The 25,642-nt window shown below is 71.3% G+C and carries 26 protein-coding genes; 10 read left to right on the forward strand and 16 right to left on the reverse strand.

Features of this window, described 5'->3' with window-relative positions:
- Positions 1–4: 4 nt before the first annotated feature.
- Both ACZ56V_RS02160 and mca read right to left on the reverse strand, forming a co-directional pair.
- Positions 5–241, reverse strand: a complete 237-nt coding sequence (locus ACZ56V_RS02160; RefSeq protein WP_356360883.1) for a hypothetical protein — start codon at positions 239–241, stop codon at positions 5–7.
- On the reverse strand, positions 234–1,115 hold the full coding sequence (gene mca / locus ACZ56V_RS02165) for a mycothiol conjugate amidase Mca (protein WP_356360885.1): 882 nt from the start codon (positions 1,113–1,115) through the stop codon (positions 234–236). The genes ACZ56V_RS02160 and mca overlap by 8 nt, the downstream gene beginning before the upstream one ends.
- A gap of 185 nt (positions 1,116–1,300) precedes the next feature.
- On the opposite strand from mca, the gene ACZ56V_RS02170 reads away from it, so the two are divergent.
- Both ACZ56V_RS02170 and greA read left to right on the forward strand, forming a co-directional pair.
- On the forward strand, positions 1,301–1,699 hold the full coding sequence (locus ACZ56V_RS02170) for a DUF4307 domain-containing protein (RefSeq protein WP_398917893.1): 399 nt from the start codon (positions 1,301–1,303) through the stop codon (positions 1,697–1,699).
- Between the two features lie 180 nt (positions 1,700–1,879).
- Entirely contained in the window at positions 1,880–2,377 is a 498-nt protein-coding gene (greA, locus tag ACZ56V_RS02175; RefSeq protein ID WP_052839654.1) for a transcription elongation factor GreA, read from the forward strand.
- A gap of 70 nt (positions 2,378–2,447) precedes the next feature.
- Here greA and ACZ56V_RS02180 read toward each other — a convergent pair whose 3' ends face one another.
- The 3 genes from ACZ56V_RS02180 to ilvA all read right to left on the reverse strand — a co-directional run bounded on the left by ACZ56V_RS02180 (position 2,448) and on the right by ilvA (position 5,710).
- Positions 2,448–3,305, reverse strand: a complete 858-nt coding sequence (locus ACZ56V_RS02180) for an ABC transporter permease (RefSeq protein WP_398917891.1) — start codon at positions 3,303–3,305, stop codon at positions 2,448–2,450.
- Entirely contained in the window at positions 3,302–4,309 is a 1,008-nt protein-coding gene (locus ACZ56V_RS02185) for an ATP-binding cassette domain-containing protein (protein WP_398917889.1), read from the reverse strand. The genes ACZ56V_RS02180 and ACZ56V_RS02185 overlap by 4 nt, the downstream gene beginning before the upstream one ends.
- Positions 4,310–4,480: 171 nt before the next feature.
- Positions 4,481–5,710 (reverse strand): threonine ammonia-lyase, encoded by a 1,230-nt coding sequence (ilvA, locus tag ACZ56V_RS02190; protein ID WP_467380634.1) that lies wholly within the window; start codon positions 5,708–5,710, stop codon positions 4,481–4,483.
- Positions 5,711–5,873: 163 nt separating this feature from the next.
- Here ilvA and ACZ56V_RS02195 point away from each other — a divergent pair, with 163 nt between their 5' ends.
- The 3 genes from ACZ56V_RS02195 (at position 5,874) to ACZ56V_RS02205 (ending at position 7,393) form a co-directional block, all read left to right on the forward strand.
- On the forward strand, positions 5,874–6,380 hold the full coding sequence (locus tag ACZ56V_RS02195; protein WP_398917964.1) for a MarR family winged helix-turn-helix transcriptional regulator: 507 nt from the start codon (positions 5,874–5,876) through the stop codon (positions 6,378–6,380).
- Between the two features lie 154 nt (positions 6,381–6,534).
- Positions 6,535–7,041 (forward strand): sigma factor-like helix-turn-helix DNA-binding protein, encoded by a 507-nt coding sequence (locus ACZ56V_RS02200; RefSeq protein ID WP_468938558.1) that lies wholly within the window; start codon positions 6,535–6,537, stop codon positions 7,039–7,041.
- Between the two features lie 94 nt (positions 7,042–7,135).
- The gene (locus ACZ56V_RS02205) at positions 7,136–7,393 is read left to right on the forward strand and encodes a hypothetical protein (protein WP_123628568.1); all 258 of its coding nucleotides are present in this window, start codon (positions 7,136–7,138) and stop codon (positions 7,391–7,393) included.
- Between the two features lie 20 nt (positions 7,394–7,413).
- Here the strand turns inward: ACZ56V_RS02205 and ACZ56V_RS02210 are convergent, their stop codons facing one another.
- Positions 7,414–8,568, reverse strand: coding sequence for a cystathionine gamma-synthase (locus ACZ56V_RS02210; RefSeq protein ID WP_356360899.1), 1,155 nt, complete (start codon positions 8,566–8,568; stop codon positions 7,414–7,416).
- A gap of 96 nt (positions 8,569–8,664) precedes the next feature.
- Between ACZ56V_RS02210 and ACZ56V_RS02215 the strand changes: the two genes are divergently transcribed.
- The gene (locus ACZ56V_RS02215) at positions 8,665–9,783 is read left to right on the forward strand and encodes a hypothetical protein (protein WP_398917883.1); all 1,119 of its coding nucleotides are present in this window, start codon (positions 8,665–8,667) and stop codon (positions 9,781–9,783) included.
- 70 nt (positions 9,784–9,853) lie between these two features.
- On the opposite strand, the gene msrA is transcribed toward ACZ56V_RS02215, so the two are convergent.
- A complete protein-coding gene (gene msrA, locus ACZ56V_RS02220; protein WP_030400875.1) occupies positions 9,854–10,366 on the reverse strand; it encodes a peptide-methionine (S)-S-oxide reductase MsrA in 513 nt (170 codons plus the stop codon).
- A 198-nt stretch (positions 10,367–10,564) separates the two neighbouring features.
- On the opposite strand from msrA, the gene ACZ56V_RS02225 reads away from it, so the two are divergent.
- Together ACZ56V_RS02225 and ACZ56V_RS02230 are read left to right on the forward strand one after the other, a co-directional pair.
- Complete coding sequence (locus ACZ56V_RS02225) at positions 10,565–11,158, forward strand: DUF4291 domain-containing protein (protein ID WP_398917881.1); 594 nt, start codon at positions 10,565–10,567, stop codon at positions 11,156–11,158.
- The gene (locus ACZ56V_RS02230) at positions 11,155–11,748 is read left to right on the forward strand and encodes a DUF3885 domain-containing protein (RefSeq protein ID WP_468938564.1); all 594 of its coding nucleotides are present in this window, start codon (positions 11,155–11,157) and stop codon (positions 11,746–11,748) included. Before ACZ56V_RS02225 ends, ACZ56V_RS02230 begins: the two co-directional genes overlap by 4 nt.
- Positions 11,749–11,847: 99 nt before the next feature.
- Here the strand turns inward: ACZ56V_RS02230 and ACZ56V_RS02235 are convergent, their stop codons facing one another.
- Positions 11,848–12,444, reverse strand: a complete 597-nt coding sequence (locus ACZ56V_RS02235; protein ID WP_468938566.1) for a TetR/AcrR family transcriptional regulator — start codon at positions 12,442–12,444, stop codon at positions 11,848–11,850.
- Positions 12,445–12,609: 165 nt separating this feature from the next.
- Here ACZ56V_RS02235 and ACZ56V_RS02240 point away from each other — a divergent pair, with 165 nt between their 5' ends.
- Complete coding sequence (locus ACZ56V_RS02240) at positions 12,610–13,647, forward strand: aldo/keto reductase (RefSeq protein WP_398917875.1); 1,038 nt, start codon at positions 12,610–12,612, stop codon at positions 13,645–13,647.
- Between the two features lie 3 nt (positions 13,648–13,650).
- On the opposite strand, the gene narI is transcribed toward ACZ56V_RS02240, so the two are convergent.
- From narI to ACZ56V_RS02270, 6 genes are all read right to left on the reverse strand, one after another.
- Entirely contained in the window at positions 13,651–14,364 is a 714-nt protein-coding gene (gene narI / locus ACZ56V_RS02245) for a respiratory nitrate reductase subunit gamma (RefSeq protein WP_356360911.1), read from the reverse strand.
- Positions 14,361–15,017, reverse strand: coding sequence for a nitrate reductase molybdenum cofactor assembly chaperone (gene narJ / locus ACZ56V_RS02250; protein ID WP_468938570.1), 657 nt, complete (start codon positions 15,015–15,017; stop codon positions 14,361–14,363). The genes narI and narJ overlap by 4 nt, the downstream gene beginning before the upstream one ends.
- Positions 15,014–16,651 carry a nitrate reductase subunit beta gene (narH, locus tag ACZ56V_RS02255; RefSeq protein WP_468938573.1) on the reverse strand — a complete coding sequence of 546 codons (1,638 nt, stop codon included), beginning with the start codon at positions 16,649–16,651 and terminating at the stop codon, positions 15,014–15,016. The genes narJ and narH overlap by 4 nt, the downstream gene beginning before the upstream one ends.
- Entirely contained in the window at positions 16,651–20,382 is a 3,732-nt protein-coding gene (locus ACZ56V_RS02260; protein ID WP_398917869.1) for a nitrate reductase subunit alpha, read from the reverse strand. The genes narH and ACZ56V_RS02260 overlap by 1 nt, the downstream gene beginning before the upstream one ends.
- 216 nt (positions 20,383–20,598) lie before the next feature.
- A complete protein-coding gene (locus tag ACZ56V_RS02265; protein WP_468938576.1) occupies positions 20,599–21,384 on the reverse strand; it encodes an SDR family oxidoreductase in 786 nt (261 codons plus the stop codon).
- A gap of 160 nt (positions 21,385–21,544) precedes the next feature.
- The gene (locus tag ACZ56V_RS02270; RefSeq protein ID WP_468938579.1) at positions 21,545–22,585 is read right to left on the reverse strand and encodes an NAD(P)-dependent alcohol dehydrogenase; all 1,041 of its coding nucleotides are present in this window, start codon (positions 22,583–22,585) and stop codon (positions 21,545–21,547) included.
- A 168-nt stretch (positions 22,586–22,753) separates the two neighbouring features.
- On the opposite strand from ACZ56V_RS02270, the gene ACZ56V_RS02275 reads away from it, so the two are divergent.
- Positions 22,754–23,629: a helix-turn-helix domain-containing protein gene (locus ACZ56V_RS02275; protein WP_468938582.1), complete on the forward strand. Its 876-nt coding sequence runs from the start codon at positions 22,754–22,756 to the stop codon at positions 23,627–23,629.
- An 84-nt stretch (positions 23,630–23,713) separates the two neighbouring features.
- Here the strand turns inward: ACZ56V_RS02275 and ACZ56V_RS02280 are convergent, their stop codons facing one another.
- Together ACZ56V_RS02280 and ACZ56V_RS02285 are read right to left on the reverse strand one after the other, a co-directional pair.
- Positions 23,714–24,958, reverse strand: coding sequence for a L,D-transpeptidase (locus ACZ56V_RS02280; RefSeq protein WP_356360924.1), 1,245 nt, complete (start codon positions 24,956–24,958; stop codon positions 23,714–23,716).
- Between the two features lie 229 nt (positions 24,959–25,187).
- On the reverse strand, positions 25,188–25,541 hold the full coding sequence (locus tag ACZ56V_RS02285; protein ID WP_398917863.1) for a hypothetical protein: 354 nt from the start codon (positions 25,539–25,541) through the stop codon (positions 25,188–25,190).
- Positions 25,542–25,642: the final 101 nt, after the last annotated feature.

Genomic DNA, 25,642 nt, shown 5'->3' on the forward strand with positions numbered 1-25,642 from the left:
GGGTCTAACCCCGCTGGGGCTTCGCCTCACCGCCGCCGGGGGCGTCCTGCTCGGCCGCCTCCTTGAAGTCCACCTTGCCCATGTGCCGGTTCATGGACTTCATCAGTCCCCACACCGCCAGGGCCATCACCGCGAACACGATGAACCCGAGGACACCAGGGGTGACCTTGTCCTCGTCCAGCTCGGCGAGAGTGACGAGGTGCGTCATTGCCAGGCTTGCGCTTGCACTCATGTCAGGCATTGTCGCGGATGCCCGCGAAGAGGTCGTCCTCGGGGAGGGAGGTTTCCACGAGGGACTTCGCCAGCTCGTACTCCTCGGTGGGCCAGACCTCCTTCTGGATCTCCATCGGCACCCGGAACCAGCCCCCGTCGGGGTCGATCTGCGTGGCGTGCGCGATCAGCGCCTTGTCGCGGATCTCGAAGAAGTCCGCACAGGGCACGTGGGTGGTGAGGGTGCGCTCCTTGCGCTCGAACTCCGACCAGCGCTTGAGCCAGTCCTCGTAGGGCGACTCCAGGCCGCGCTCCAGCAGCGCGTTGTGCAGCGCCTCGGTGCGGGGCCGGTTGAAGCCCTGGTTGTAGTAGACCTTCAGGGGCTGGTACGCCGGTCCGTACTCGCCCTCCGGGTACTTCTCGGTGTCGGCCGCACCCTCGAAGGCCACCATCGTGATCTTGTGGGTCATGATGTGGTCGGGGTGCGGGTAGCCGCCGTTCTCGTCGTAGGTGGTGATCACCTGGGGCCGGAAGGAGCGGATCTTCCGCACCAGCTCACCGGCCGCCTTGTCGACGTCCTCCAGGGCGAAGCAGCCCTCCGGCAGCGGCGGCAGCGGGTCGCCCTCGGGCAGGCCGGAGTCGACGAAGCCGAGCCACTCCTGTCCGACGCCCAGGATCTCCCGGGCCTCGTCCATCTCCTTCTTGCGCACCTCGTGGATGTTCTCCTCGATGTACGCGTCCCCCTGGAGCTTCGGGTTGAGGATGGAGCCGCGTTCCCCGCCCGTGCAGGTCACCACCAGCACGTCCACCCCCTCGGACACGTACTTCGCCATGGTGGCCGCGCCCTTGCTCGACTCGTCGTCGGGGTGGGCGTGAACGGCCATCAGTCGCAGCTGGTCAGTCAAGACTCAATCCTCGGTCAGTCGGCGCCCCGGCGTGCAGCGGCGCAATTGTGATGGTGCCGCCCCGTAGGGGCGTCGTCGAGGGGCGGCGGTCGGGTGGCGGGCGGCAGGCTTCTATAGTGACCGAATCGGGGGCGGAATAATTCCGGGGCCCGGAAGCCGGACCCGCTCCCGCGGAGAGGACGATCATGAGTACGGCGAGCACACGGACGCCCCAGGGTCGGTACGGCCGCTCCTCGGACGAACGGGCCGACCGCACCCTCAAGGTCGTCGGCGCCGTCCTCGGTGCCCTCCTGCTCGCCCTGATCGGCTGGTTCGGCTACCACTACGTCGGCCAGAACAAGATCAGCGGGGAGCTGATCGGCTTCGAGCTGGCCGAGAACTCGGTGCAGGTGCACCTGGAGGTCCGCAAGGACGCCGGCGTCACCGGGTACTGCACCGTGCGCTCCCAGGCCGAGGACGGCGACGAGGTGGGCCGGGCCGACTTCCGCTTCGACGGGGACGACACCCGCATCGACAAGGTCGTCACCCTGCGCACCAAGGCCGCGGGGACGTCGGCGGAGCTGCTCGGCTGCCACCCGGAGTGATCCGGCGGGGCCCGATGCCGCCGATACCTGCCGCCTGACCTGCGGAGACAGGAATCTGGCGGCTTATGTCCTCCCCCTTTGGCCACTGAATTGTTAGGCTCGTGGTTTCGCCCTTCCGTGAAGGAACATCCTTCTGGGTAGGGCGTTGATTTGTATTCCCAGTACCAACGAGGAGCACCCGTGACCCAGACCAGCGAGAACGTCACCTGGCTGACCCAGGAGGCGTACAACAAGCTCAAGGAGGAGCTTGAATACCTTACTGGTCCTGCGCGCACCGAGATCTCTGCCAAGATCGCCGCGGCTCGCGAGGAGGGGGACCTGCGTGAGAACGGCGGGTACCACGCGGCGAAGGAGGAGCAGGGCAAGCAGGAGCTCCGCGTGCGCCAGCTGACCCAGCTGCTCGAGAGCGCCAAGGTGGGTGAGGCCCCGGCCGCCGACGGCGTGGTGGCGCCCGGCATGGTCGTCACGATCGCCTTCGACGGTGACGAGGACGACACGCTGACCTTCCTGCTCGCCTCGCGCGAGTACGCGAGCTCGGACATCGAGACGTACTCCCCGCAGTCCCCGCTGGGCTCGGGCGTCATCGGCCACAAGGTCGGCGACGACGCGCAGTACGAGCTGCCCAACGGCAAGCCCGCCTCGGTGAAGATCCTCAAGGCCGAGCCGTACAACGGCTGACGCGCCGCTCACCCGTCGACGAGCCCCCGGTGTCCCCGTGACGCCGGGGGCTCGTCGCGTCGCCTCCCGGTCAGATGGCCGCCGAGCGGTACTTGCGCACCGCCAGCGTCCGGAAGACCGCGATGATCAGCACGGACCAGATCACCGAGGCCCAGACGGGATGCTGCATGGGCCAGGCGTCGGACTGCACGACGCCGGGGTTGCCGAACAGCTCGCGGCAGGCCTGCACCGTGGCGCTGAACGGGTTCCACTCGGCGATGTGCCGGAGCCAGGGCGTCATCTGGCTGGAGTCCACGAAGGCGTTCGAGACGAAGGTCACCGGGAACAGCCAGATGATCCCTCCCGAGGTCGCCGCCTCCGGGGTGCGCACGGACAGACCGATCAGCGCCCCGATCCAGGTGAAGGCGTATCCCAGGAGCAGCAGCAGCGCGAATCCGGCCAGGATCTCGCCGGCGCTGGTCGGGTCGGCGGAGCCGGTGCGCCAGCCCACGATCAGCGCGACGATCGCGAGGACGAGCAGGGTGATGGCCGTCTGCACGAGGTCGGCGACGGTGCGGCCGGTGAGGACCGCGCCCCGGGCCATCGGCAGGGAGCGGAACCGGTCGACGAGCCCCTTCTGCATGTCGTCGGCGATCCCGGCCGCCGATCCCGCGGTGGCGAAGGTGACGGTCTGGGCGAAGATGCCCGCCATCAGGAAGTCCTTGTAGACACCCGCGTCGGTGGTGTTGCCGATCTTCATCGAGCCGCCGAAGACGTACGTGAAGAGGACCACGAACATCACCGGCTGGATGACACCGAACAGCACCATCTCCGGGATCCGGGTCATCCGGATGAGGTTTCTGCGGGCGATGACCAGCGAGTCGCGGATGGACTGGCCGATGGGGTGGGCGGGCGCCGTGACCGGCGCGGCATCGGTGGCGGCGCTCACTTGGCGACCTCCTTCTCCTGCTCGTGGTCGGCGTCGTCCGCCGATCCGTTCGCCTCGTCCTTCGCCTCGGCCACGTGGCCGGTGAGGGAGAGGAAGACGTCGTCGAGGGTCGGGCGGCGCAGGCCGATGTCGTCGATCTCGATGCCGCGGACGTCGAGCTCGCGGATGACCTCGGCGAGCAGCTTCGCGCCGCCGGTGACGGGGACGGTCAGCTTGCGGGTGTGCTCCTCGACGGTGGTCGAGCCCTTGCCGAACCCGGCGAGCACCTCGGAGGCCGTCCCTATGTGGTCGCGCTCGTGGACGACGACCTCGACGCGCTCTCCCCCGGTGCGGGCCTTGAGCTGGTCGGAGGTGCCGCGGGCGATGACGCGGCCGTGGTCGACGACCGCGATGTCGTGCGCGAGGTGGTCGGCCTCCTCCAGGTACTGCGTGGTCAGCAGCAGGGTCGTACCGCCGGCGACCAGCTGTTTGATGACCTCCCACAGCTCCTGGCGGTTGCGGGGGTCGAGGCCGGTCGTGGGTTCGTCCATGAACATGACGGGCGGGGAGACCACCAGGGCCGCCGCCAGGTCGAGCCGGCGGCGCATGCCTCCGGAGTAGGTCTTGGTGGGACGGTCTGCGGCGTCCGAGAGGTGGAACTGCTCGAGCAGCTCGATGGCGCGGGCCTTCGCGGCCTTGCCCTTCATCTGATAGAGCTGCCCGACCATCTGCAGGTTCTCCCGGCCGGTCAGGTATTCGTCGACCGCGGCGAACTGGCCGGAGAGGCCGATGGAACGGCGTACCTCGTTGGGCTGCCTGAGGACGTCGATGCCCGCGACGACCGCCTTTCCGCTGTCGGGGCGGAGCAGGGTCGTGAGGCAGCGGACGGCGGTGGTCTTGCCCGCGCCGTTCGGCCCGAGCAGGCCCAGGACCGTGCCCTCGGGAACGTCGAGGTCGACGCCGTCCAGAGCCCGTACGTCACCGAAGGTCTTCACCAGGCCTTCGGCATAGATGGCGCCTGGCATATGAGTCTCCACGTCGTCGGGGATTCTTCGGAAAGCCTAGGTTTGTACGTTTCGCCGCGCTCAGCGAGCGATTTACGACACACCATAACGCGATGTATCGCGTCTCACAATGCAGTTGCTCGAACGAGTGACGAAGTGGCCGCCGTCTCCTGCACGGGAGCCCCAGGGGGCTCAGGCGATGACGGTGTATCCCGCTTCCCGCAGCGCGCGGCCGACCTCGGTGCAGTGCTCCGGGCCCTTCGTCTCCAGGTGCAGTTCGACCTCCGCCTCCGTGAGCCCGAGCCGCGGATGGGTTCGGACGTGGCTCACGTCGAGGACGTTGGCGTCGACCACTGACAACACCCCGAGAAGCGTGGCCAGGGCCCCGGGCCGGTCCGTCAGCCGCAGCCGGACCGCCAGGTAGCGGCCCTGCGCGGCCATGCCGTGCCGCAGCACGCCCTGCATCAGCACCGGGTCCACGTTGCCGCCGGACAGGACCGCCACGACCGGCCCCTCGAAGGCGTCCGGCGCGCTCAGCAGCGCCGCCACCGGGCTCGCCCCGGCCGGTTCCACGACCAGCTTGGCCCGCTCCAGACACAGCAGCAGCGCGGTCGACAACTCGTCCTCGGAGACCGTGCGGACCTCGTCCACCAGCTCGCCGACGATCCCGAACGGCACGTCGCCGGGCCGTCCCACCTTGATCCCGTCGGCCATCGTCGCCGGGTTCTCGACGGCGACCGGGCGCCCCGCGGCCAGCGAGGGCGGGTAGGCGGCCGCACCCTGAGCCTGCACGCCGACGATCCGCACGTCCGGCCGCAGCGCCTTCACCGCGACCGCGATCCCGGCCGCCAGCCCGCCCCCGCCGATGCCGACCACGACGGTCCGCACCTCGGGGCACTGCTCCAGGATCTCCAGCCCGACCGTGCCCTGGCCCGCGATGACGTCGGGATGGTCGAAGGGGTGGATGAAGACCGCACCGGTCCGCTCCGCGTACTCCTGCGCGGCGGCCAGCGTCTCGTCCACCACCTGGCCGTGCAGCCGCACCTCGGCGCCGTAGTCCCGGGTCGCACTGATCTTCGGCAGCGGCGCCCCCTGCGGCATGAACACCGTCGAGCGCACACCGAGCAGCGACGACGCCAGCGCGACGCCCTGCGCGTGGTTGCCCGCACTCGCCGCGACCACACCCGCGGCCCGCTGCTCGGGCAGCAGCCCGGCGATCCGCACATAGGCGCCGCGCAGCTTGAACGAGCCCGTCCGCTGGAGGTTCTCGCACTTGAAGTGCACCGGCGAGCCGACCAGCTGGGACAGGTGCCTGCTGCCCTCCATCGCCGTCACCCGCGCCACGCCCGAGAGCATCTTCTGCGCTCCGCGCACGTCGTCGAGGGTGACGGGAGCGACCAGGCGCGTCGTGCTGTAGCTCATACCCCCCAGCATCGCAGTTCCCGGACGCCCCGCGACGTTGTGACCAACCTCCGAGACCCGCTTTGCCCAGCGCCGGTACGCCTTGCCGCCCGGCCGCGTACCCTGTCCCCCAATTAGCAGCCCTCCACGAAGTGAGCCCCCGGCCATGCCCACAACGCCTGAAATGTCGATGGACATGACGACCGCCGGTGACACCGGTCTTCTCGAGACGCTCCAGCACGAGGTCGCGCTCTTCGCCCGACGCGCCGAACAGACCCGGCTCGGCGGGGTCGGCCAGGTGCGCAACTCCATGGACCGCGCCGCCTACCTGCTGCTCAACCGCCTCGACAAAGAGGGCCCGATGGGCGTGAAGGCGCTCGCCGCGAGCATGGGGATCGACTCCTCGACGGTCACCCGGCAGGTGGCCCCGCTCGTCGACACCGGACTCGTCAAGCGGACCTCCCACCCCGAGGACGGCCGCGCGGTGGTCCTGCAGCTGTCGCCGCGCGGCGTGGCGCGGCTGGAGGAGGTCCGCTCCTCCCGGCGTCAGCTCATGGCCGAACTGACCCACGACTGGGCGCCGCAGGAGCGTGAGACATTCTGCGCGCTCCTCGCGCGCTTCAACGGCGCCCTGTCCGCCCGGATGGCCCCCTCCGGCGTGGCGTCCACCGACACGCAGGCGGGCTCCTGAACGACGCCCCGCACGCCGTTCCGCGGCTTTCCGAAGCTTTCCGGAGCTTTCCGGGGCTTTCCGGAGCGGGGTTCGCACCGAACCCTTGACCGACGGGCCGCCCCTGGCCTGATATGAGACCTCAGGGGTCGTCGCCGTCTGGGCGGGAGGCGCGGTGCGAGAACGGCATGCGTCCCGGAACGCCCGCCGGGCCCGCGAGTTCGAGGCGTTCGTCGCGGGCGCGGCAGGGCGGCTCCTGCACGCCGCGACCCTGCTCACCGCCGAGGCCCCGGACGCCAACCCGCGCGCGCGGCGCCTGCTTGCCCTGAGTCTGGCCCACACGTACGCGTACTGGGACCGGCTGCACGGGGAGGACCCGTACGACCGCGCCCGCCAGTACCTGGCCACGCGTTTCGCCCGTGAGGCGTGGCACCGGTACGGCGTTCTCGGCCGGGCCCGCCGGCGGCCCGTGGGCCCCCTGGGCCCGCTCGCGCCGCAGGAACGCCTGGTCCTGGTGCTCAGGCTGTACGAAGGCGTCGCCGAGGAGCAGACGGCGGCGCTGCTGGGCCTGCCCGTGGAACGGGTACGGACGCTCTGCGACCGCGCGACGGCCGCCCTGCTGCACCCGCCGCCCGCCCCGGTCCGGCCGGTGACGTCGGAAGCGAAGGCGGCGACGCCGTGACCGGCCCGGCGAGCGCCCGGAGCAGCCGTACGGCGACGTGCGCGACGACCCGCGCGACGGCCGGCACGCGCGCGCGGCGGACCGGGAGGTGCCGGTGAACCGTCCCCGGCGCGAGGCCGCCGCGCGGCAGATCATGGAGCAGTCGCCGCCGCGGGTGCCGCCCGACCTCTGTGCGGAGGCCGTCCGCCGCGGCGGACGCATGCTGCGCCGCAGGACCGCCGCCCGCCGCCTGATGTGGCTGCTGCTGGGCGCAGCGGCCGTGGCGTTCACGGTGTGGGCGCTGACCGTCCAGCCGTGGGTGGAGCCGCCCTCGGAGACGACCCCACCCGTGACCGGCTGGGAGGGCTGGTGAGCCCTCGCCGCCGGCCGCCGCTAGCCCAGCGCCTGCTGGAGATCCGCCAGCAGGTCGTCGGCGTTCTCGATGCCGACCGACAGCCGCACCAGGTCGGCGGGCACTTCCAGGGCGGAACCCGCCGCGGAGGCGTGGGTCATCCGGCCCGGGTGCTCGATCAGCGACTCGACGCCGCCCAGGGACTCGCCGAGCGTGAAGACCTTCGCGCGGTTGCACACCTCGACCGCGGCCTGCTCGCCGCCCTCGACGCGGAAGGACACCATGCCGCCGAACGCCTTCATCTGCTTGGCGGCGACCTCGTGCCCCGGGTGCTCGGGCAGCCCCGGGTACAGCACGCTCGTCACGCGCGGGTGCCGGGACAGCATCTCGGCGACCTTGGTCGCGTTCTCGCTGTGCCGGTCCATGCGCACCGCGAGGGTCTTGGTGCCGCGCAGCACCAGCCAGGAGTCGAAGGGCCCGGCGACCGCGCCCATCGCGTTCTGGTGGAAGGCCAGCTCCTCGCCCAGCTCCTGGTCGCCCACGATCAGCGCGCCGCCGACCACGTCCGAGTGGCCGCCCATGTACTTGGTCAGCGAGTGCACGACGACGTCCGCGCCGAGCGCCAGCGGCTGCTGGAGGTACGGGGTGGCGAAGGTATTGTCGACCACGAGCCGGGCGCCGGCGTCCCGGGCGACCTGCGCGACCTGCGCGATGTCGGTGATGCCGAGCAGCGGGTTGGAGGGGGTCTCCACCCACACCGCCTTGGTCTTCGGGGTGAGTGCGGCCCGCACGGCCGCGGCGTCGCCGGTGTCGGCCACGGACCACTCGACGCCCCACCGGGTGGCGACCTTGGCGAAGAGGCGGAAGGTGCCGCCGTACGCGTCGTTCGGGATCACCACGTGGTCGCCGGGACTCAGCAGCGTACGCAACAGGCAGTCCTCGGCCGCCAGTCCGGACGCGAAGGCGAGACCTCGCCTGCCGCCCTCCAGGGCGGCGAGGTTCTCCTCCAGGGCCGTGCGGGTGGGGTTGGCGCTGCGGCTGTACTCGTAGCCGCCGCGCAACCCGCCGACGCCGTCCTGCTTGTAGGTCGACACCTGATAGATCGGCGGGACCACCGCGCCCGTCAGGGGATCGGCGGTGTTGCCCGCGTGGATCGCGAGCGTCTCGAAGTGCTGACTGATGTGCCTGTCGCTCATGGGCACCGAGGGTAGCCGTGCGGAACGCTTCGCGCGTTTTCCACAGCGCGGGGGACGGGTTGGCCAATTGTCGGCGGCGTCTGGTTCGCTTGAGACATGGAGATTCTCTGGGTCCTGATGGCACTGGTCATGCTCGGCTTCGTGCTGCTCCAACTCTCGCGGCGCCGGCGCGGCGCGGTCGGCCTGGTCGAGCCCGGCCACCCGGACGCCGCCGACCCCGCGAACTACGGTTTCGCCCGCGAGGAGGAGCTGGACGTCCGCATGCCGGGTCCGGACGAGGACCTGCTGGACGTCCTGGACCTGGTGCAGCGCACCCAGGACTACCGGGGGGCGCAGCAGCTCCTCGCCGGCACGGAGGCGAAGGGCGAGCGGCGCTGGCAGCGCGTGCAGGCCTTCGCGGGCGCCGCGTCGCTGGAGCTGCGGCAGCGGCCCGGCGGTGTCGGGGAGACACCGGGCGGGCAGTGGCTGCGGGTGTGGCGGGCGGAGATGCCCAAGGACGCGGGGGGCGCGGCGGTGCACGCCGAGTTCCTGGTGCAGCAGGCGTGGCGCACGGCGACTCCGGGCTCGGACGACTTCCGGATCATCATGGAGGAGGCGAAGGCGGCCTGCGGCGAGGCGGCCCTCCTCGCGCCCGGGGACCCGGTCCCGTACATCATCGAGCTGTCGGTGGCCCGCGGCCTCGGTTACCCGCGCGAGGAGTTCGAGCAGCTCTGGCTGAAGATCCTGGACCGCGCTCCGAACCACATGGGCGCTCACCTGGCCGCCCTGCAGTACTGGTGCGAGAAGTGGCACGGCTCGCGCGAGCTGGCGTACTCCTTCGCGGAGGCGGCGGCCGCGCGCGCCCCGCGGGGTTCCCTGCTGGCGGCGATGCCGCTCTTCGCGGTCTTCGAGCACCTGCCCGAGGTCAACCTGGTCAGCGGCTTCTACCAGAGCGAGGTCGTCACCAAGGCCGTCCACGGCGCGCTGCACGCGGTCCACTCCGCCCACCCGGACGACCCGATGCAGGCGCACGTCCGCCACCTGCTGGTCTTCTTCCTGGTCCGCGGCGAGCGCTGGGCCGAGGCGATGAACCAGCTGATGGTCATAGACGGCCACGTCGGCGCCCTGCCGTGGACCCTGTCGGCCGACCCGGCGGCGGAGTTCGCGGTCTACCGCGCGCTGGCGGTGGCGGGGTACGAGGCGAACGGGGGCAGCCCGGCGACGCTGCCGCACTGAGCGCCGGGCGCGCTCATGCGGACGGTCCGGCCGGTCGTCCGGCCGGACCGCGTCCCGCTTCCCCTGCCGCTCAGCCCTCGGTACGGGCGGGCAGCCGCCATCCCGGGCGCGGGAAGTGGCAGGTGTACCCGTCCGGGTAACGCTGCAGGTAGTCCTGGTGCTCGGGCTCGGCCTCCCAGAACGGGCCGACCGGCTCCACCTCGGTGACGACCTTGCCGGGCCACAGTCCGGAGGCGTCCACGTCCGCGATGGTGTCCTCGGCGATCCGCTTCTGCTCGTCGTCCACGTAGTAGATCGCCGAGCGGTAGCTGAGGCCGATGTCGTTGCCCTGGCGGTTCTTGGTGCTCGGGTCGTGGATCTGGAAGAAGAACTCCAGGATCGCGCGGTAGTCGGTCACCTCGGGATCGAAGAGGATCTCGATGGCCTCCGCGTGCGTGCCGTGGTTGCGGTACGTCGCGTTCGGCACGTCACCCCCGGTGTACCCGACCCGGGTCGCGGTCACGCCCGGGAGCCGACGGATCAGCTCCTCCATCCCCCAGAAGCATCCGCCCGCCAGCACGGCCCTCTGTGTCTGCGCAGCCATCGCGGCCCTCCAAAAATCTCTCGGCTCGGTCACTCGGGCACGCGGCCCATACCCGACCGGCCTCCCATACCCACCCTCCTGCAACGCACGGGGCCCCCTCAACCATTCCACGGCCAGTCACCGCGCCGGCAGGTGCATCCGGCGTTCCCGGCGAAAAGCAGTGGCCGGGGCGAGGTGCCCGGTCCCACGCTGTACACCATGCAACAGCCCCAGCACGAGGTCCGGGCGGTCCACACGGCGTCCACCGTCACCGTCTACCAGGCCTACGCCCCGGAGATCGGCCTCCCCGCCGCCCGCGAGGGACGCTTTCCCGCTGTCTGGAAGCGGGACAGGATGACGTGGATCAAGCCGTCGTTCCTGTGGATGATGTACCGCTGCGGATGGGCCGCCAAGGAGGGCCAGGAGACCGTCCTGGCGGTCGAGATCACTCGCGAGGGCTTCGAGTGGGCCCTGCGCAACGCGTGCCTGTCGAGCTACCGGCCCGGCGTGCACCCCGACCGGGCCGCCTGGCAGCGCGAGTTGAAGCGCTCACCCGCCCGCGTGCAGTGGGACCCCGAACGCGACCTGTGTCTGCGGCCCCTGCCGTACCGCTCCCTCCAACTCGGCCTCTCCGGCGAGGCCGCACGCCGGTACGCCGACGAGTGGACGGTCGGGATCCGTGACGTCACCCCTCTCGCCCACGAGATCCACGGCTTCGTACGCGAAGGCGACCTCGACTCGGCACGGGGCCTGCTGCCCCGGGAGCTGCCGTACCGGGCCGCGGAAGAACTGCTGAGTGGCCTACGACCGTGACGGACCACTCCCCCGACGCACTCGCCGCCCTGTGGCGGGCCCGGCGCCCCTCGGGGCCGCCCGTCGCGCACACGTTCCGCAGCACGTACGCCGACCGTTGGGTCCGTTTCCACAGCCTCCCGGGCTCGAAGCGGTATCCGGAGTCCGAGGACGAGTACGCGGTCGCGCTGCACCGGTACAACACGGTGCTCGACGAGTTGTTCGCGCACCGCGACGTGTACGTGGTGACCTCGGACTGGTCCTGGGCCCCCGACGGACCCGCCGTTTTCCCGACGCGACAGCGGGAGTCACACCCCGACGGCGCCCACTGGTGGACCGAGTCGGACGAAGAGGACCCCGACCCCGTACTTCACACCTACACCCGCTTCTACGCGTACCGACGGCCCTGGCGGAGCGGCTGCGTCGACGCCCTGCTCCGCGCGGTGGCCGACGAGGCGCTCGTCGAGGTGTTCGTCACGGACACGGAGCTCCGCCGTATCCACCACCCGTACGACGGTGGTGCGGACGTCGTTCTCGCCACGCCCGGCGAGCGCGACCGGCTTCGCGGCCGTCACGTGGACTGGCTGTCGCCCCATCCGTCCGGACTGTGAGGGAGACCGGCTGCTCGCGGCGCCCGTGGCAACCGCCTCCGAGCCCCGGCGGTCCGTCGTCCGGGTCCATTCGGCGGACTGCTCGGCATCCGAGCCGGGTCAGCCCGCGGTGCGCAACCCCGCGACCAGCACCCCCGCCAATTGGCGGGCGTCGTAGCGCGGGTCGGGGGTCTCGGCGCCGATGCAGAGGTTGCCGACGCCGCGCATGAGGGCGATGGCCGGTACGGCGGTGTGGATCTCGCCGGAGGCGGTCGCGGCGGCGAGGAGGTCGGTGCACACGGGGACGAGGCGGTCGAGGAAGTACGCGTGGAGGGCCTCGAAGCCCGCGTTGTCGGACTGGAGCACCCCGGCGAGGCCGTGCTTGGTGACCAGGAAGTCGACGAACCGGTCGATCCAGGTCGCGAGGGCGGCGTACGGGGTGGGGCTGCTGGCCAGCAGAGCGGGGCCGGCCTCGGCGCACGCCTCCACCTGGTGCCGGTAGACGCCGATGATGAGGTCCGCCCGGGTCGGGAAGTGGCGGTAGATCGTGGCCGTCCCGACGCCGGCCTCGGCCGCGATGTCGCGCACGGGAGCTTCCACGCCCGACCTGACGAACACCGCGGCCGCGGCGTCGAGCAGGGACTTCTCGTTGCGCCGGGCGTCCGCGCGCTTGGGCCGGGAGGCTGCCTGCCCCGTCACCGCTTCGCCGTCCTTCACCGTGCCGTTCCCTTCACCGGTTGCTAAACGGGACAGCGTTCCGTATCGTTGGGCGAGTAAACGGGACGGTGTTCCGCTTGGTCTCTCCATGATGCCAGAGCGTCGAGCCCGCCACCAAGTCATGCCTCGCCCCCTACCCAGGCCACCCCCAGTGGAGGAACCGTCATGCAGTACCGCACCTTGGGCCGCACCGGTGTGCAGGTCAGCTCGCTCGCGCTCGGCGCCATGAACTTCGGCAGCATCGGGCGCACCACCCAGGACGAGGCCACCGCCCTCGTCGACGCCGCCCTGGAGGGAGGGATCAACCTCATCGACACCGCCGACTGGTACAGCGGCGGCGAGTCGGAGGAGATGGTCGGCAAGGCGATCGCCGGGCGCCGGGACGACATCGTGCTGGCCACGAAGGCGTACATGCCGATGAGCGACGAGCCCAACCACCGGGGCGCCTCCCGTCGCTGGCTGGTCACCGAGCTGGACAACAGCCTGCGCCGGCTCGGTGTCGACCACGTCGACCTCTACCAGATCCACCGGTGGGACCCGGACACGAGTGACGAGGAGACCCTGTCCGCGCTCACCGATCTGCAGCGGGCCGGGAAGATCCGGTACTTCGGCTCCTCGACCTACCCCGCCTACCGCGTCGTCGAGGCCCAGTGGGCCGCCCGCGAGCACCGGCTGAGCCGGTACGTCACCGAGCAGCCCAGCTACTCCGTCCTCCAGCGCGGGATCGAGAGCGACGTCCTGCCCGTGACCGAGCGGTACGGGCTCGGCGTGCTGGTGTGGAGCCCGCTGGCCTCGGGATGGCTGTCGGGCGCGGTGCGCGCCGGGCGGGAGGTCGCCACGCACCGGTCGGCGATGCTGCCGGAGCGTTTCGACACCGCGCTGCCCGCCAACCGGGCCAGGCTGGACGCCGTCGAGAAGCTGGCCGCGGTCGCGGACGAGGCCGGGCTCACCCTGATCCAGCTGGCGCTCGGCTTCGTCACCGCGCACCCGGCCGTCACCGCCGCGCTCGTCGGGCCCCGCACCCTGGACCACCTGCGCTCCCAGCTCGCCGCCGCCGACACCGTGCTCTCCGACGACGTCCTCGACGCGATCGACGCCATCGTCCCGCCGGGCACGGATCTGGCCGCGCACGAGAAGTTCGACGCCACACCCGCGCTGCTCGACCCGGCCCTGCGCCGTCGGCGCCGCCCGGCAGCCCGCTGAGCGTCAGCGCACCGGCCGCCCCGCCCGCACCTCGCCGCGGCCCCGGGAGCGGTACACGACGTACGGCCGCACCAGGTAGCCCAGCGGCGCCGTGAAGGCGTGGACCAGGCGGGTGAACGGCCACAGGGCGAAGAGGGCCATGGCGAGGAGCGCGTGCAGCCGGTACACCAGCGGCGCCTCGGCCATGGCGGTCACGTCCGGGTCCAGGGCGAACAGGCTGCGGAACCAGACGGAGACGCCGAGCCGGTAGTCGTACGTGGACTCGGCCGTCGCGCCGGACGCGGTGGCCGTCAGTCCGGCGAGGACGACCGTGACCAGCACCGGGTAGACGACCCGGTCGCTGCGGCTGGTCGCGGCCCTGATCGCGGGGGTGCGCAGGCGGCGGTACAGCAGGAGGGCGAGGCCCGCGAGCGTGGCCAGGCCCGCCGTGCCGCCCGCGATCAGGGCGTTGGCGTGGTAGAGGTGCTCGCTGACGTGGAGGCGGTCGGTCAGCGACTCGGGGACCAGGAGGCCCGCGACGTGGCCGGCGATCACGAACAGCAGGCCGTAGTGGAAGAGCGGGCCCGCCACCCGCAGCAGCCGGCTCTCGTGCAGCTGGCTGGAGCGGGTGGTGAAGCCGAAGCGGTCGTAGTGGTAGCGCCAGGCCGTGCCCGCCACCAGCACCACCAGTGTCAGGTACGGCAGGACGCCCCACAGGGCGATGTGCAGGTGCCTCATCGGCGGGCTCCTTCGTCGTTCGGCCGGGGCTGGGCGGGGAAGGGCCCCAGGACGTCCAGGCCCACCGCCTCGGCCGGCGGGCCGGTACGGGTCAGGCGCAGGGCCTCCTCGCGGCTGGCCGGTGCCTGGCCCGGCAGGCACCGGCAGACGGCCTGGAGGAGGGCGGCGTAGGGACTGCGGTGGGCTTCGAGGGCGTAGCGCAGGACCTCGATCGCGGCGCGGTGGTCCGTCAGCAGGGCGGTGCCCGCCTCGGTGGTGCGGGCGGCGAACTCCAGCATCAGCGGCAGGAAGTCGGGCAGCTCGTCGTCCGGGGGCAGCCAGCCGTGGGTGCGGTACACGGACTTGATGCGGGCCAGTGCGGCGCCCCGGCGGCGGGTGTCGCCGTCGGTGTAGTAGGTGAGGTAGAGGCAGCGGCGGCGGCTGCGGTCGAAGGTGGCGACGTAGCGGGCGGCGACGGCAAGGGGGTCCTCCCGCTCCGCCCGGTCGCAGAACGAGAGCAGGAGCTGGATCTCGGGGCCGGGGAGTGCCCCGACCGTCTCGCGGACGGTGCGCGGGCGGCGGGGCCAGTCCCGGTCCGGGTAGCCGAGGAGGAGGGCGGCGGCCTGGAAGACGACCGGGGCGTTGGCGGTGTTTCCGGTACGGCTGCGGCTCACAGCTCGGGCTCCGTCCGCACGGTGCCGCGGGCGCGCGGGAAGAGGCCGTCCGGGCGTCCCCTCCCGTTCCAGTTCAGGAGGTTGACGCGGCCGCGCAGGGACGTGGAGGTGCCGGAGGTGTCCGCGGTGGGCGGCGCGTGGAAGGAGTCCGGGTCGAAGTCCGCGCTCTCGGGCATCATCCCGGGCCCGCCCACGCCGTCCAGGCTGCAGCCCGCTCCGGTGCCCCCGGGGTCGGGGACGGAGCCGGTGTAGGCGGTCGGGATGACGTACCGCTCGTCGTACTTGGCGAGGGCGAGCAGCCGGTACAGCTCCAGGATGCCCCGCTCGTCGAGACCGACCGCCTCGGCGATCCGCGGGTCCTGTTCCTCGCCGAGGTTGACGCGCCGCATGTGGGAGCGCATCGCGGCCAGCCGGCACAGGGCGGCCTCGACGGGGCCGGGGTCGCCCGCGGTGAAGAGTTCGGCGAGGTAGCCGAGGGGGATGCGCAGCGTGTCGATCGCGCCGAACAGCGCGGCCGGGTCCTCCCCGTCGTGGCCGCTGCCGGTGAGGGCGTCGACGACCGGGGAGAGCGGCGGGACGTACCAGACCATCGGCATGGTGCGGTACTCCGGGTGCAGCGGGAGCGCGACGCGGTAGCGGGTGATGAGGGCGCCCACCGGGGAGCGGCGCGCGGCCTCGACCCAGTCGTGCGGGATGCCGGACGCCTGGGCCGCGCGGGCCACCTCGGGGTCGTCGGGGTCGAGGAAGCAGCCGAGCTGGGCCTCGTACAGGTCCTTCTCGTCGGTGACGGAGGCGGCGGCGCCGACCTTGTCGGGGTCGTAGAGCATGACGCCGAGGTAGCGGAGGCGGCCGACGCAGGTCTCGGAGCAGACCGTCGGGTCGCCGGCCTCGATGCGCGGGTAGCAGAAGGTGCACTTCTCGGCCTTGCCAGTGGCGTGGTTGAAGTAGACCTTCTTGTACGGGCAGCCGCTGACGCACATCCGCCAGCCCCGGCAGCGGTCCTGGTCGACCAGGACGATGCCGTCCTCGACGCGCTTGTACAGGGCGCCGGAGGGGCAGACGGCGACGCAGGACGGGTTGAGGCAGTGCTCGCAGATGCGGGGCAGGTAGAACATGAACGCCCGCTCGTAGTCGAGGCGGACCTGCTCGCTCATCCGGGCGAGGAGGGGGTCGGCGGCGAGCTGGCCGGGGCCGCCGCCGAGGTCGTCGTCCCAGTTGGGGCCCCAGGTGATCTCGGTGGGGCGGCCGTCGATCTGGGAGCGGGGCGGCGCGGTGGGGATGTCGTCGCCGAGGGGGGCGGTGGTGAGGTTCTCGTAGTCGTAGGTCCAGGGCTGGTAGTAGTCGTCGAGGGTGGGCAGGTCGGGGTTGGCGAAGAGGCGGGCGAGACGGCGGGCCCGGCCGCCGCTGCGCGGGACGAGGCGTCCGCCCTTGAGGCGCCAGCCGCCCTTCCACTTCTCCTGGTCCTCGTGGCCGCGGGGGTAGCCCTGGCCGGGGCGGGTCTCGACGTTGTTGAACCAGGCGTACTCGGTGCCGGTGCGGTTGGTCCAGGTCTGTTTGCAGGTGACCGAGCAGGTGTGGCAGCCGATGCACTTGTCGAGGTTCATGACCATCGCCACCTGTGCCATGACGCGCATCAGTAGGTGACCTCCTGGGAGCGGCGCCTGATCGTGGTGACGGCGTCGCGCTGGTTGCCGGTGGGGCCGTAGTAGTTGGGGGCGAAGGAGAGCTGGCCGTAGCCGCCGATGAGGTGGGTGGGCTTGACGAGCAGCTTGGTGAGGGAGTTGTGGACGCCGCCCCGGCGGCCGTTCGCCTCCGACTTGGGCACGTTCACCAGGCGTTCCTGGACGTGGTACATCAGCACCGTGCCGTCCGGGACGCGGTGCGAGACGATCGCGCGGGCGACGACGACGCCGTGCGCGTTGACGGCCTCGACCCAGTCGTTGTCGGCGGCGCCGATCGCGTCGGCGTCGGCGGGGCTCATCCAGATGACGGGGCCGCCGCGGGCCAGGGTCTGCATCAGCAGGTTCTCCTGGTACTCGGAGTGGATGGACCACTTGGCGTGCGGGGTGAGGTAGCGGACGGTCACCGCGCGGCCGTCGCCGGCCGAGGTCGGGGCGTCGCCCAGCTCGGCCAGGTTCAGCGGGGGCCGGTAGACCGGGAGTTGCTCGCCCAGCTCGGCCATCCAGTCGTGGTCGACGTAGAAGTGCTGGCGGCCGGTGAGGGTGTGCCAGGGCTTCTTGTGCTCGGTGTTGACCGTGAAGGGCGAGTAGCGCCGGTCGGGCGCCTCCTTGCCGGACCACTCGAAGCTCGCGCCGACCTGCACGGGCCGTTCCTGGGTGTCGGAGAAGACCACCCGCCGCTCCCCCACCGACGCGGCCAGTTCCGCGAGTCCGGCGCCGGGGCCGACGCGGTCGGCGAGCCGGTCGAAGCCCTCGGCGGCGAGGCGGCCGTTGGTGGTGCCGGACAGGGCGAGGATCGCCTCGCAGAACTTGACGTCGGTGTCGAGCAGGGGGCGGCCGTGGGCCGGTCCGGCGGGGGCCGTGCCGCAGCGGGCGGCGAGCCAGCGGGCCTCCTCGTGCGGGTTGACGGTGACGCCCTTGACGGTCATGCCGTGCTCCTCGGCCAGCGGCCCGAAGGCGGCGAGCCGGTCGGCGAGGGCCGTGTAGTCCCGTTCGACGAGGGTCACGTCCGGGGCGTTGCGGCCCGGCTCGACGGGGGTGCGGCCGTCGCGCCAGTCGGTGACCCGGCCGCCGGGCTGAGCGGTCTCGCCGGGGGTGTCGTGCTGGAGGGCGGTGGCGACCAGGTCGTGGGCCGTGTCGAGGCGGCCGGCGGCGAGTTCGCCGAAGCGGCGGGCGAGGGAGTGGAAGATCTCGAAGTCGGTGCGGGCCTGCCACGGCGGGGTGATCGCGGGGCTGAAGGCGTGCACGAAGGGGTGCATGTCCGTGGAGGACAGGTCGTGCTTCTCGTACCAGGTGGCGGCGGGCAGCACGAGGTCGGAGAAGAGCGTGGTGGAGGTCATCCGGAAGTCCAGGCTCAGCAGCAGGTCGAGCTTGCCCTCGGGGGCGTCGTCCCGCCAGGCCACGGAGCGCGGCCGGTGCCCGGGCGGCGCCTCCTCGGCGGTGGCGCCGTCACGGGCGCCGAGCAGGTGGCGCAGGAAGTACTCGTTGCCCTTGGCGGAGGAGCCGATCAGGTTGGCCCGCCACACGGTCAGCACACGCGGCCAGTTGCGGGGCGCGTCCGGGTCCTCGCACGCGAAGTCGACGGCGCCCGAGCCGAGTTGCTCCGCGATCCAGTCGCCGGGTTCCTGGCCGCTCTCGCGGGCGCGGCGGCCGAGGTCGAGCGGGTTGGCGTCGAAGGTGGGGTACGACGGCATCCAGCCGAGGCGGGCCGACTGGGCCACCAGGTCGGCGGTGTGGAGCCCGGCGAGGGTACCGGGCGCGGTGGGTGCGGCGAGGGCGTCGGCGGCGTGGGACTCGTACCGCCACTGGCCGGTGTGCAGGTACCAGTACGGGGTGCCCGCCATCTGCCGCGAGGGCCGTACCCAGTCGGCGGCCGTGGACAGCTGCTGCCAGCCGGTGTACGGGCGGACCTTCTCCTGGCCGACGTAGTGCGCCCAGCCGCCGCCGTTGACGCCCTGGCAGCCGGTGAGGATGAGCAGGGAGAGGAAGGAGCGGTAGATGGTGTCGGAGTGGAACCAGTGGTTGGTGCCCGCCCCCATCACGATCATGCAGCGGCCCCGGGTCTGCTCGGCGGTGCGCGCGAACTCCCGGGCCGCGCGGACCGCCGCGTCGGCCGGAACGGAGGTGATGCGCTCCTGCCAGGCGGGGGTGCAGGGTTCGTCGGCGTCGCCGTAGCCGCCGGGCCAGCGACCGGCGAGTTTGGGGCGGGCCACGGCGTACTGGGCGAGCAGCAGGTCGTAGACGGTGGTCACGAGCCGGCCGCCGACCTCCCGGGCGGGTACGCCGCGCACCACGGTGGCGCCCGGCTCGTCGAAGCGGGGCAGCACCACCTCGACACCGTTGTCACAACGGCCGTCGGTGCGCCCGTGCAGGGTGAGCAGCGGGTCGACCCCGCCCAGGTCGAGGTTCCAGCGCCCCTGGCCGTCCTTGCCCCACCGGTCGCCGAGGGTGCCGTTGGGCACGACCACGTCGTCGGTGTCGGCGTCGATCAGCACCGGCATCCAGGCCCGCGCCCCGGCGTCGGCGTGCCGGCCGAGCCCGAGGTCGGCGGCGGTGACGAACTTGCCGGGCGTGTAGCGGCCCGCCGTAGGTCCGTCGGCGTGCCCCTGGGTGTGCTCGTCGAGGGCGACCAGGAAGGGCAGGTCGGTGAAGCGCTTCACGTAGTCGGTGAAGTACGGCACCTGGCGGCGCACGAAGAACTCGGTGAGGAGCACGTGCCCCATCGCCATGGCGAGCGCCCCGTCGGTGCCGGGGTGCGGGTGCAGCCACTCGTCGGCGAACTTGGTGGCGTCCGCGTAGTCCGGCGAGACGACGACGACCTTCTGGCCCCGGTAGCGGGCCTCCGCCATCCAGTGGGCGTCCGGGGTGCGGGTGACGGGGACGTTGGAGCCCCACAGCATCAGGTAGGCCGCGTCCCACCAGTCCCCCGACTCCGGTACGTCGGTCTGGTCGCCGAAGACCTGCGGGGAGGCGATCGGCAGGTCGGCGTACCAGTCGTAGAAGGAGATCATCGGGGCGCCGATGAGGGAGTGGTAGCGGGCGCCGACCGCGTGCGAGGCCATCGACATGGCGGGGATCGGGGAGAAACCGGCGACGCGGTCGGGGCCGTACTCGGCGATGGTGTGCACCTGGGCGGCGGCGGCGATCTCCAGCGCCTCGTCCCAGTCGACGCGGACGAAGCCGCCGTGGCCGCGGGCGCGCTGATAGCGGCGCCGCTTGTCGGGGTCACCGGTCAGCTCGGCCCAGGCGGCCACGGGGTCGCCGCCGTGCCGGCGTTTGGCGTCCCGGTACATTTCCACCAGGACACCGCGGGCCAACGGATGGCGAACGCGCGTGGGCGAATAGGTGTACCAGGAAAAGGAAGCGCCGCGCGGGCAGCCGCGGGGCTCGTACTCGGGCCGGTCGGGGCCAACGCTCGGATAATCCGTCTGCTGGGTCTCCCAGGTGATCAGACCGTCCTTGACATACACCTTCCACGAGCAGGAACCCGTGCAGTTGACGCCGTGCGTGGAGCGCACGACTTTGTCATGCGCCCACCGCTCCCGATAAGGACTGTCATTGACTTTCTGGTCCGTGCGGTACACGGCCCTCAGATCGAGGGTGGTCGGGGACTTCCGTAGCAGCTGACCGGCCTTCAGCAGCCGGTCCGCGGCGTCGGCCGCGGCCTTCGCCCTGCTTCGCACCACGTTGCCATCTCCTTGCGAACGCGACGGAGCGATGCCCGCCGGGTATCGGCGGGCATGCTGTGTGCCGCTTTCAGCATCGCGCCGGAATTCGCAGCAGAAACGATATTCCAGCACCCTTTGCGGAGGTGGGGGCGAAGGTTTTGATCCGCTTTGCAATAGTTGTCATGCGCATATTCTTCGGCGCCGCCGACTTTCGGCCACAAAGGCCCGGAGAACCTATGAGGCCAACCGTTCCGCCAGGAATTCCGCCCATGTCAGCTTGCCGACCAGCGCGCCTTCCAGCGTGAGGTTCTCGCCAGAACGGTACGCGCGACCTGCTTTTCCGGGAATGCGCACCGGCAGCTTCGGGCGCCGGCGTCCGCCGCGCAGGTCGAGATAGGAACGGGTCAGCGTGGCCAGATCCTGGACCTCGGGGCCGGTCATGTCGGGGACCCGGCCGGACGGCCCGGCCAGGGTCAGCTCGGCCAGGCGCGCGGCGACCTCGCGGGCGGCGACCGGTTGCAGGCGCAGCCCGCCCGGGGCCGGGAGGACCGGCAGCCGGGCCATCTTCTCGATCATGGTGAGGGTCAGCTCGTGGAACTGGGCCGCCCGCAGCACCGTCCAGCCGATGCCCGAGCCGGTGATCGCCCGCTCCGACTCCAGCTTGGTGCGCAGCCAGGCCAGCGGGACCCGGTCGGCGCCCACGACCGAGATGTACACGAGGTGCCGTACGTCCGCACGCACGGCGGCGTCCACCAGGGTGCGGGTCGCCTCGTCGTCGCCCTTGGGCCCGCCGGCCAGGTGCAGCACGGTGTGCACGCCGTCGACGGCGGCCTCGACGCCCGCGCCGGTGCGCAGGTCGCCGGTGACGTACGTGACGCCGTCCGCGGCGGGGCGGGGGCGCCGGGTGAGGACGCGCACCTCCTGTCCGGCCGCCCGCAGCAGCGGGACGACGTGGCCGCCGAGGGTGCCGGTGCCGCCGGTGACGAGGAGGGGCGTCGTGGAGGTCGAGGGGTGGGTCATGGCTACTGCTCCCGGTGTCCGTGGCGTCCGGGAGGCGGGGTGGAACCGATGTGGGACCGCCCCGCCCGGGCGCCCGCCGTATGTGGTGGCGGTATGACCCGGGGCGGGGCGGCGGTGTGACAGGACGGAGGGAAGAATCCGAAAAAATCTTCCCCGGGGATCAGATCGTCGCGGTGTCGATCACGAAGCGGTAGCGCACGTCGCTGGCCAGGACCCGCTCGTAGGCCGTGTTGACCTCGGAGGCGGCGATCAGCTCGATCTCGGCGCCGATGCCGTGCTCCGCGCAGAAGTCCAGCATCTCCTGGGTCTCGGCGATGCCGCCGATCATGGAACCGGCGAGGGACTTGCCGCCGCCGAGCAGCGCGAACAGGTTCAGGGAGACCGGCTCCTCGGGGGCGCCGACGTTGGCCAGCGTGCCCTCCGTCTTCAGCAGCCCCAGGTAGGCGCCGAGGTCGAGGGGGGCCGAGACCGTGGAGACGATCAAGTCGAAGGTGCCGGCCAGCTCCTCGAAGGTGGCCGGGTCGCTGGTGGCGTAGTAGTGGTCGGCGCCCAGCTTCAGGCCGTCGTCCTTCTTGCGCAGGGACTGCGACAGCACGGTCACCTCGGCGCCCAGGGCGTGCGCGAGCTTGACGGCCATGTGGCCGAGGCCGCCCAGGCCGACGACGGCGACCTTCTTGCCGGGACCCGCGTTCCAGCGCTTGAGCGGGGAGTACGTGGTGACACCGGCGCACAGCAGGGGCGCGGCCTCGTCCAGGGAGATGCCCTCGGGGATGCCGAGGACGAAGTTCTCGTCGACGACGACCTTCTCGGAGTAGCCGCCGTAGGTGGGCTCGCCGTCCTTGCCGATGCCGTTGTAGGTCATCACCTTGCCGCCCGTGCAGTACTGCTCACGGCCGGCCTTGCAGTTCTCGCACTCGCGGCAGGAGTCGACCATGCAGCCGACGCCCACCCGGTCGCCGACGGCGAACTTGGTGACGCCGGGGCCGACCTCGGAGACGATGCCCGCGATCTCGTGGCCGGGGACCATCGGGAAGATGGCGTCGCCCCAGCCCTCGCGGACCTGGTGGATGTCGGAGTGGCAGATGCCGGCGAACTTGATGTCGATGAGGACGTCATGCTCACGCACCTCGCGCCGCTCGATGGTGGTGCGCTCCAGCGGCGCCTTGGCGGCGGGTGCTGCGTACGCGGCGACAGTGGTCATGCCGGTGTTCTCCGGGATTCTCTCGACGTGACTGGGTGATGCTTCCACCCTGCCTGCGCCCGGCTGATCCACCCAGACCACGGCTTTGCGTACGACCGGCGTGCGTACCACCGACGGGGTCAGGCTCGTGTGCGTACGACCGGGAATACGTCCGGCGATACTGGAGGCATGGATGGACAGCTTGACCGGCGGGCCGAACTGAGCGAGTTCCTGCGCACCCGGCGGGCGCGGCTGAAGCCGGAGGACGTGGGTCTCGAGTCGTTCGGGCGGCAGCGCAGGGTGCCGGGGCTGCGGCGCGAGGAGCTGGCGCAGCTGGCCGGGGTGTCGGTGGCGTACTACACCCGTCTCGAGCAGGGCAACGGGCAGAACGTGTCGGCGGAGGTCCTGGACGCCATCGCCCGCGCGCTGCGGCTCACCGACGCGGAGCAGGCCCACCTGACGCACCTGGCGAGGCCGAAGCAGCAGCGCGGGCGGAGCGGGGCCCCGCGGGGCAAGCAGCCGGTGCGGGTGGCGCTGCTCCAGCTCCTGGAGTCGATCGACACGGTGCCGGCGTACGTGACGGGCCGCCGCTCGGAGATCCTCGCCTGGAACCGGATGGCCGCCGCCCTCTTCGGCGACTGGGGCAAGCTGCCGCCCGCCGAGCGGAACTGGGCGCGGCTGGTCTTCCTGAACCCGGACTACCGCGAGCTGTTCATCGACTGGGACCAGAAGGCGTACGACATGGTCAGCTTCCTGCGCATGGACGCGGGCCGGCACCCGGACGACCCGCGGCTGTCCGCGCTGGTGGGCGAGCTGTCGGTGAAGAGCGAGGAGTTCCGGCGGCTGTGGGCCACGCACGACGTCAAGGAGAAGAGCTACGGCGTCAAGCGGATGCGGCACCCGCTGGTCGGTGACCTGACCCTGTCCTTCGAGACGTTCCGCCTGGTCGACGACGACGAGCAGGCCTTCGTCACGTACCACGCGGAGCCCGGCTCCCCGTCGGCGGACGCGCTGCGGATGCTGGCGAGCTGGGGCACGGACGCGGCGGCTTCGCTGCCGACGTGACGACAGGCACGGGCGCCCGCCGCTCCCGTGCGGGGAGTGGCGGGCGCCCGTGCGAAGTGCTGTCGGCCCTCGGGGAGTCCGGCGTCAGACCGCCGAACCCGCCTTCCACTGGGCCCAGTCCATGTTCCAGCCGTTGAGGCCGTTGTCCGGGGCGATGGTCTTGTCGCCGGTGTTCTGGACGACGACCACGTCACCGATGATGGAGTTGTTGTAGAACCAGGCGCCCGGCGTGTTCGGGTCGTTGGCCCCCTTGGCGTCCTGCAGGCCGACGCAGCCGTGGCTGGTGTTGACGCTGCCGAAGATGCCCTTGCCCCAGTAGTTGCCGTGGATGAAGGTGCCGGAGGTGCTCAGGCGCATGGCGTGCGGCACGTCCTTGATGTCGTACTCGCCCTTGCCGTCGTCGTCGGTGAAGCCGACGGTCGAGCCGTCCATCCGGGTCTCCTTGAACTTCTCGGAGATCACCATCTGGCCTTCGTAGGTCTTGTTGTCCGGGGAGCCGGCGGAGATCGGGATGGTCTTGACGGTCTTGCCGTCCTGCGTGACCTTCATCTGCTTGGTCTTCGCGTCGACGTAGGAGACCTGGTTGCGGCCGATCTTGAAGGTGACCGACTTCTGCTGGACGCCGTAGACGCCGTCGGCACCCTCGACCCCGTCGAGCGCCAGCTTGAGGGTGACGGTCGAACCCTCCTGCCAGTACTTCTCGGGGCGGCAGTCCATGCGCTGGGTGGAGAACCAGTGGCAGGCGACCTCCTGGCCGCTGCTGCTGTTGACCGTGATGCCCTTCTGGACGGCGGCCTTGTCGGTGATCTGCTTGTCGAAGCTGATCGACACGGGCATTCCGACGCCGACGGTCTTGCCGTCGTCCGGGGTGAAGGTCCCGATGAAGCTGTTCTGGGGGGAGACCGTGGTGAACGACGCGTTCTCGTGGGCGGCGCGGCCCTCGGAGTCCTGCGCGGTCGCCGTGATCTGGTACTTGGTGGCGCGCTCCAGCTGACCGCTGGGCTTCCAGCTGGTCTTGTCGGCGGATATCTCGCCCTTGACCTCGGTGCCGTCCGAGGCGGTCATCTTCACCTCGGTGAGCGTTCCCTTGCTCACGGTGACACCGGCGGCGTTGTTGATGGAGGCGTTGTCCGAGCCGCCCTTGGGCGTGATCTTGATCTGGGCCTCGGACGTCTTCTTGGCCGCCGCTTCGTCGACCTCGGCCTGCGAGGTCTTGTCCCCACCCCCGGAGGTGCCGGCGTCGCTACTGGAACATGCCGAGAGCACCAGCACACCGCCGAGCAGTGCGGACGCGGCCATCAGACCCTTGCGCCGCTTACCGTCCGTCATCACACGCTTCTCCATCGTTGCCGATTCCCGAAACCCCGAGATACCCCGTCAGAACTTTCAACGCTACGACCGGTTCGTCCCGTTCCACCTCGCTCACGGGTGTGGGGCATGCCACGTTTGCCACCGGAGTCCGGGGCGGTGCGGGCAGGTGTCGGTCAGTGCGCACCGTGAGACGACGAAACCCCGGGCGGCGGTTGCCGCCCGGGGTCAGGAATTTCCCCACAGTGCGTCAGCCGACCGTCATTTCTTCGTCTTCCGGGTCGTTCTCGCCGCCATCATCCTCGTCGAGGTCCCACTCGGGCGAGTCGGGGTCGTAGTCGATCTGCTCACTGCTCCAGGACGCCTGCCGGAGCTCGACCCCGGGCACCATGCTGACCAGGTCGAACGGGTCCACCAGATGCGCCAGGGCCTCGGCGGTGTCCTCCGTCACAGCGCGCTCGGAGTCGGCCCGTTCCGCGTCCGACAGCTCGGTGTCGTCGGCGAGGGCCTGCAGCGCGGCCCCGGTGACGGCCTCCTCGTCGTCGACCTCGAGAACCAGCTCGACGCGAATCCGTACAAACCGTGATGTCTCAGGAGTGCTCATGCCCGGAGCGTAAGGCCGACCGCTCCCGTGACTTTCCTGTGACCCGCGCCTTTCACTAACATCTGCCCACACGGCCAATTCGCCAGCGCCACAAGGGGATC

The organism is Streptomyces sp. NPDC034099 (genome assembly GCF_055575415.1).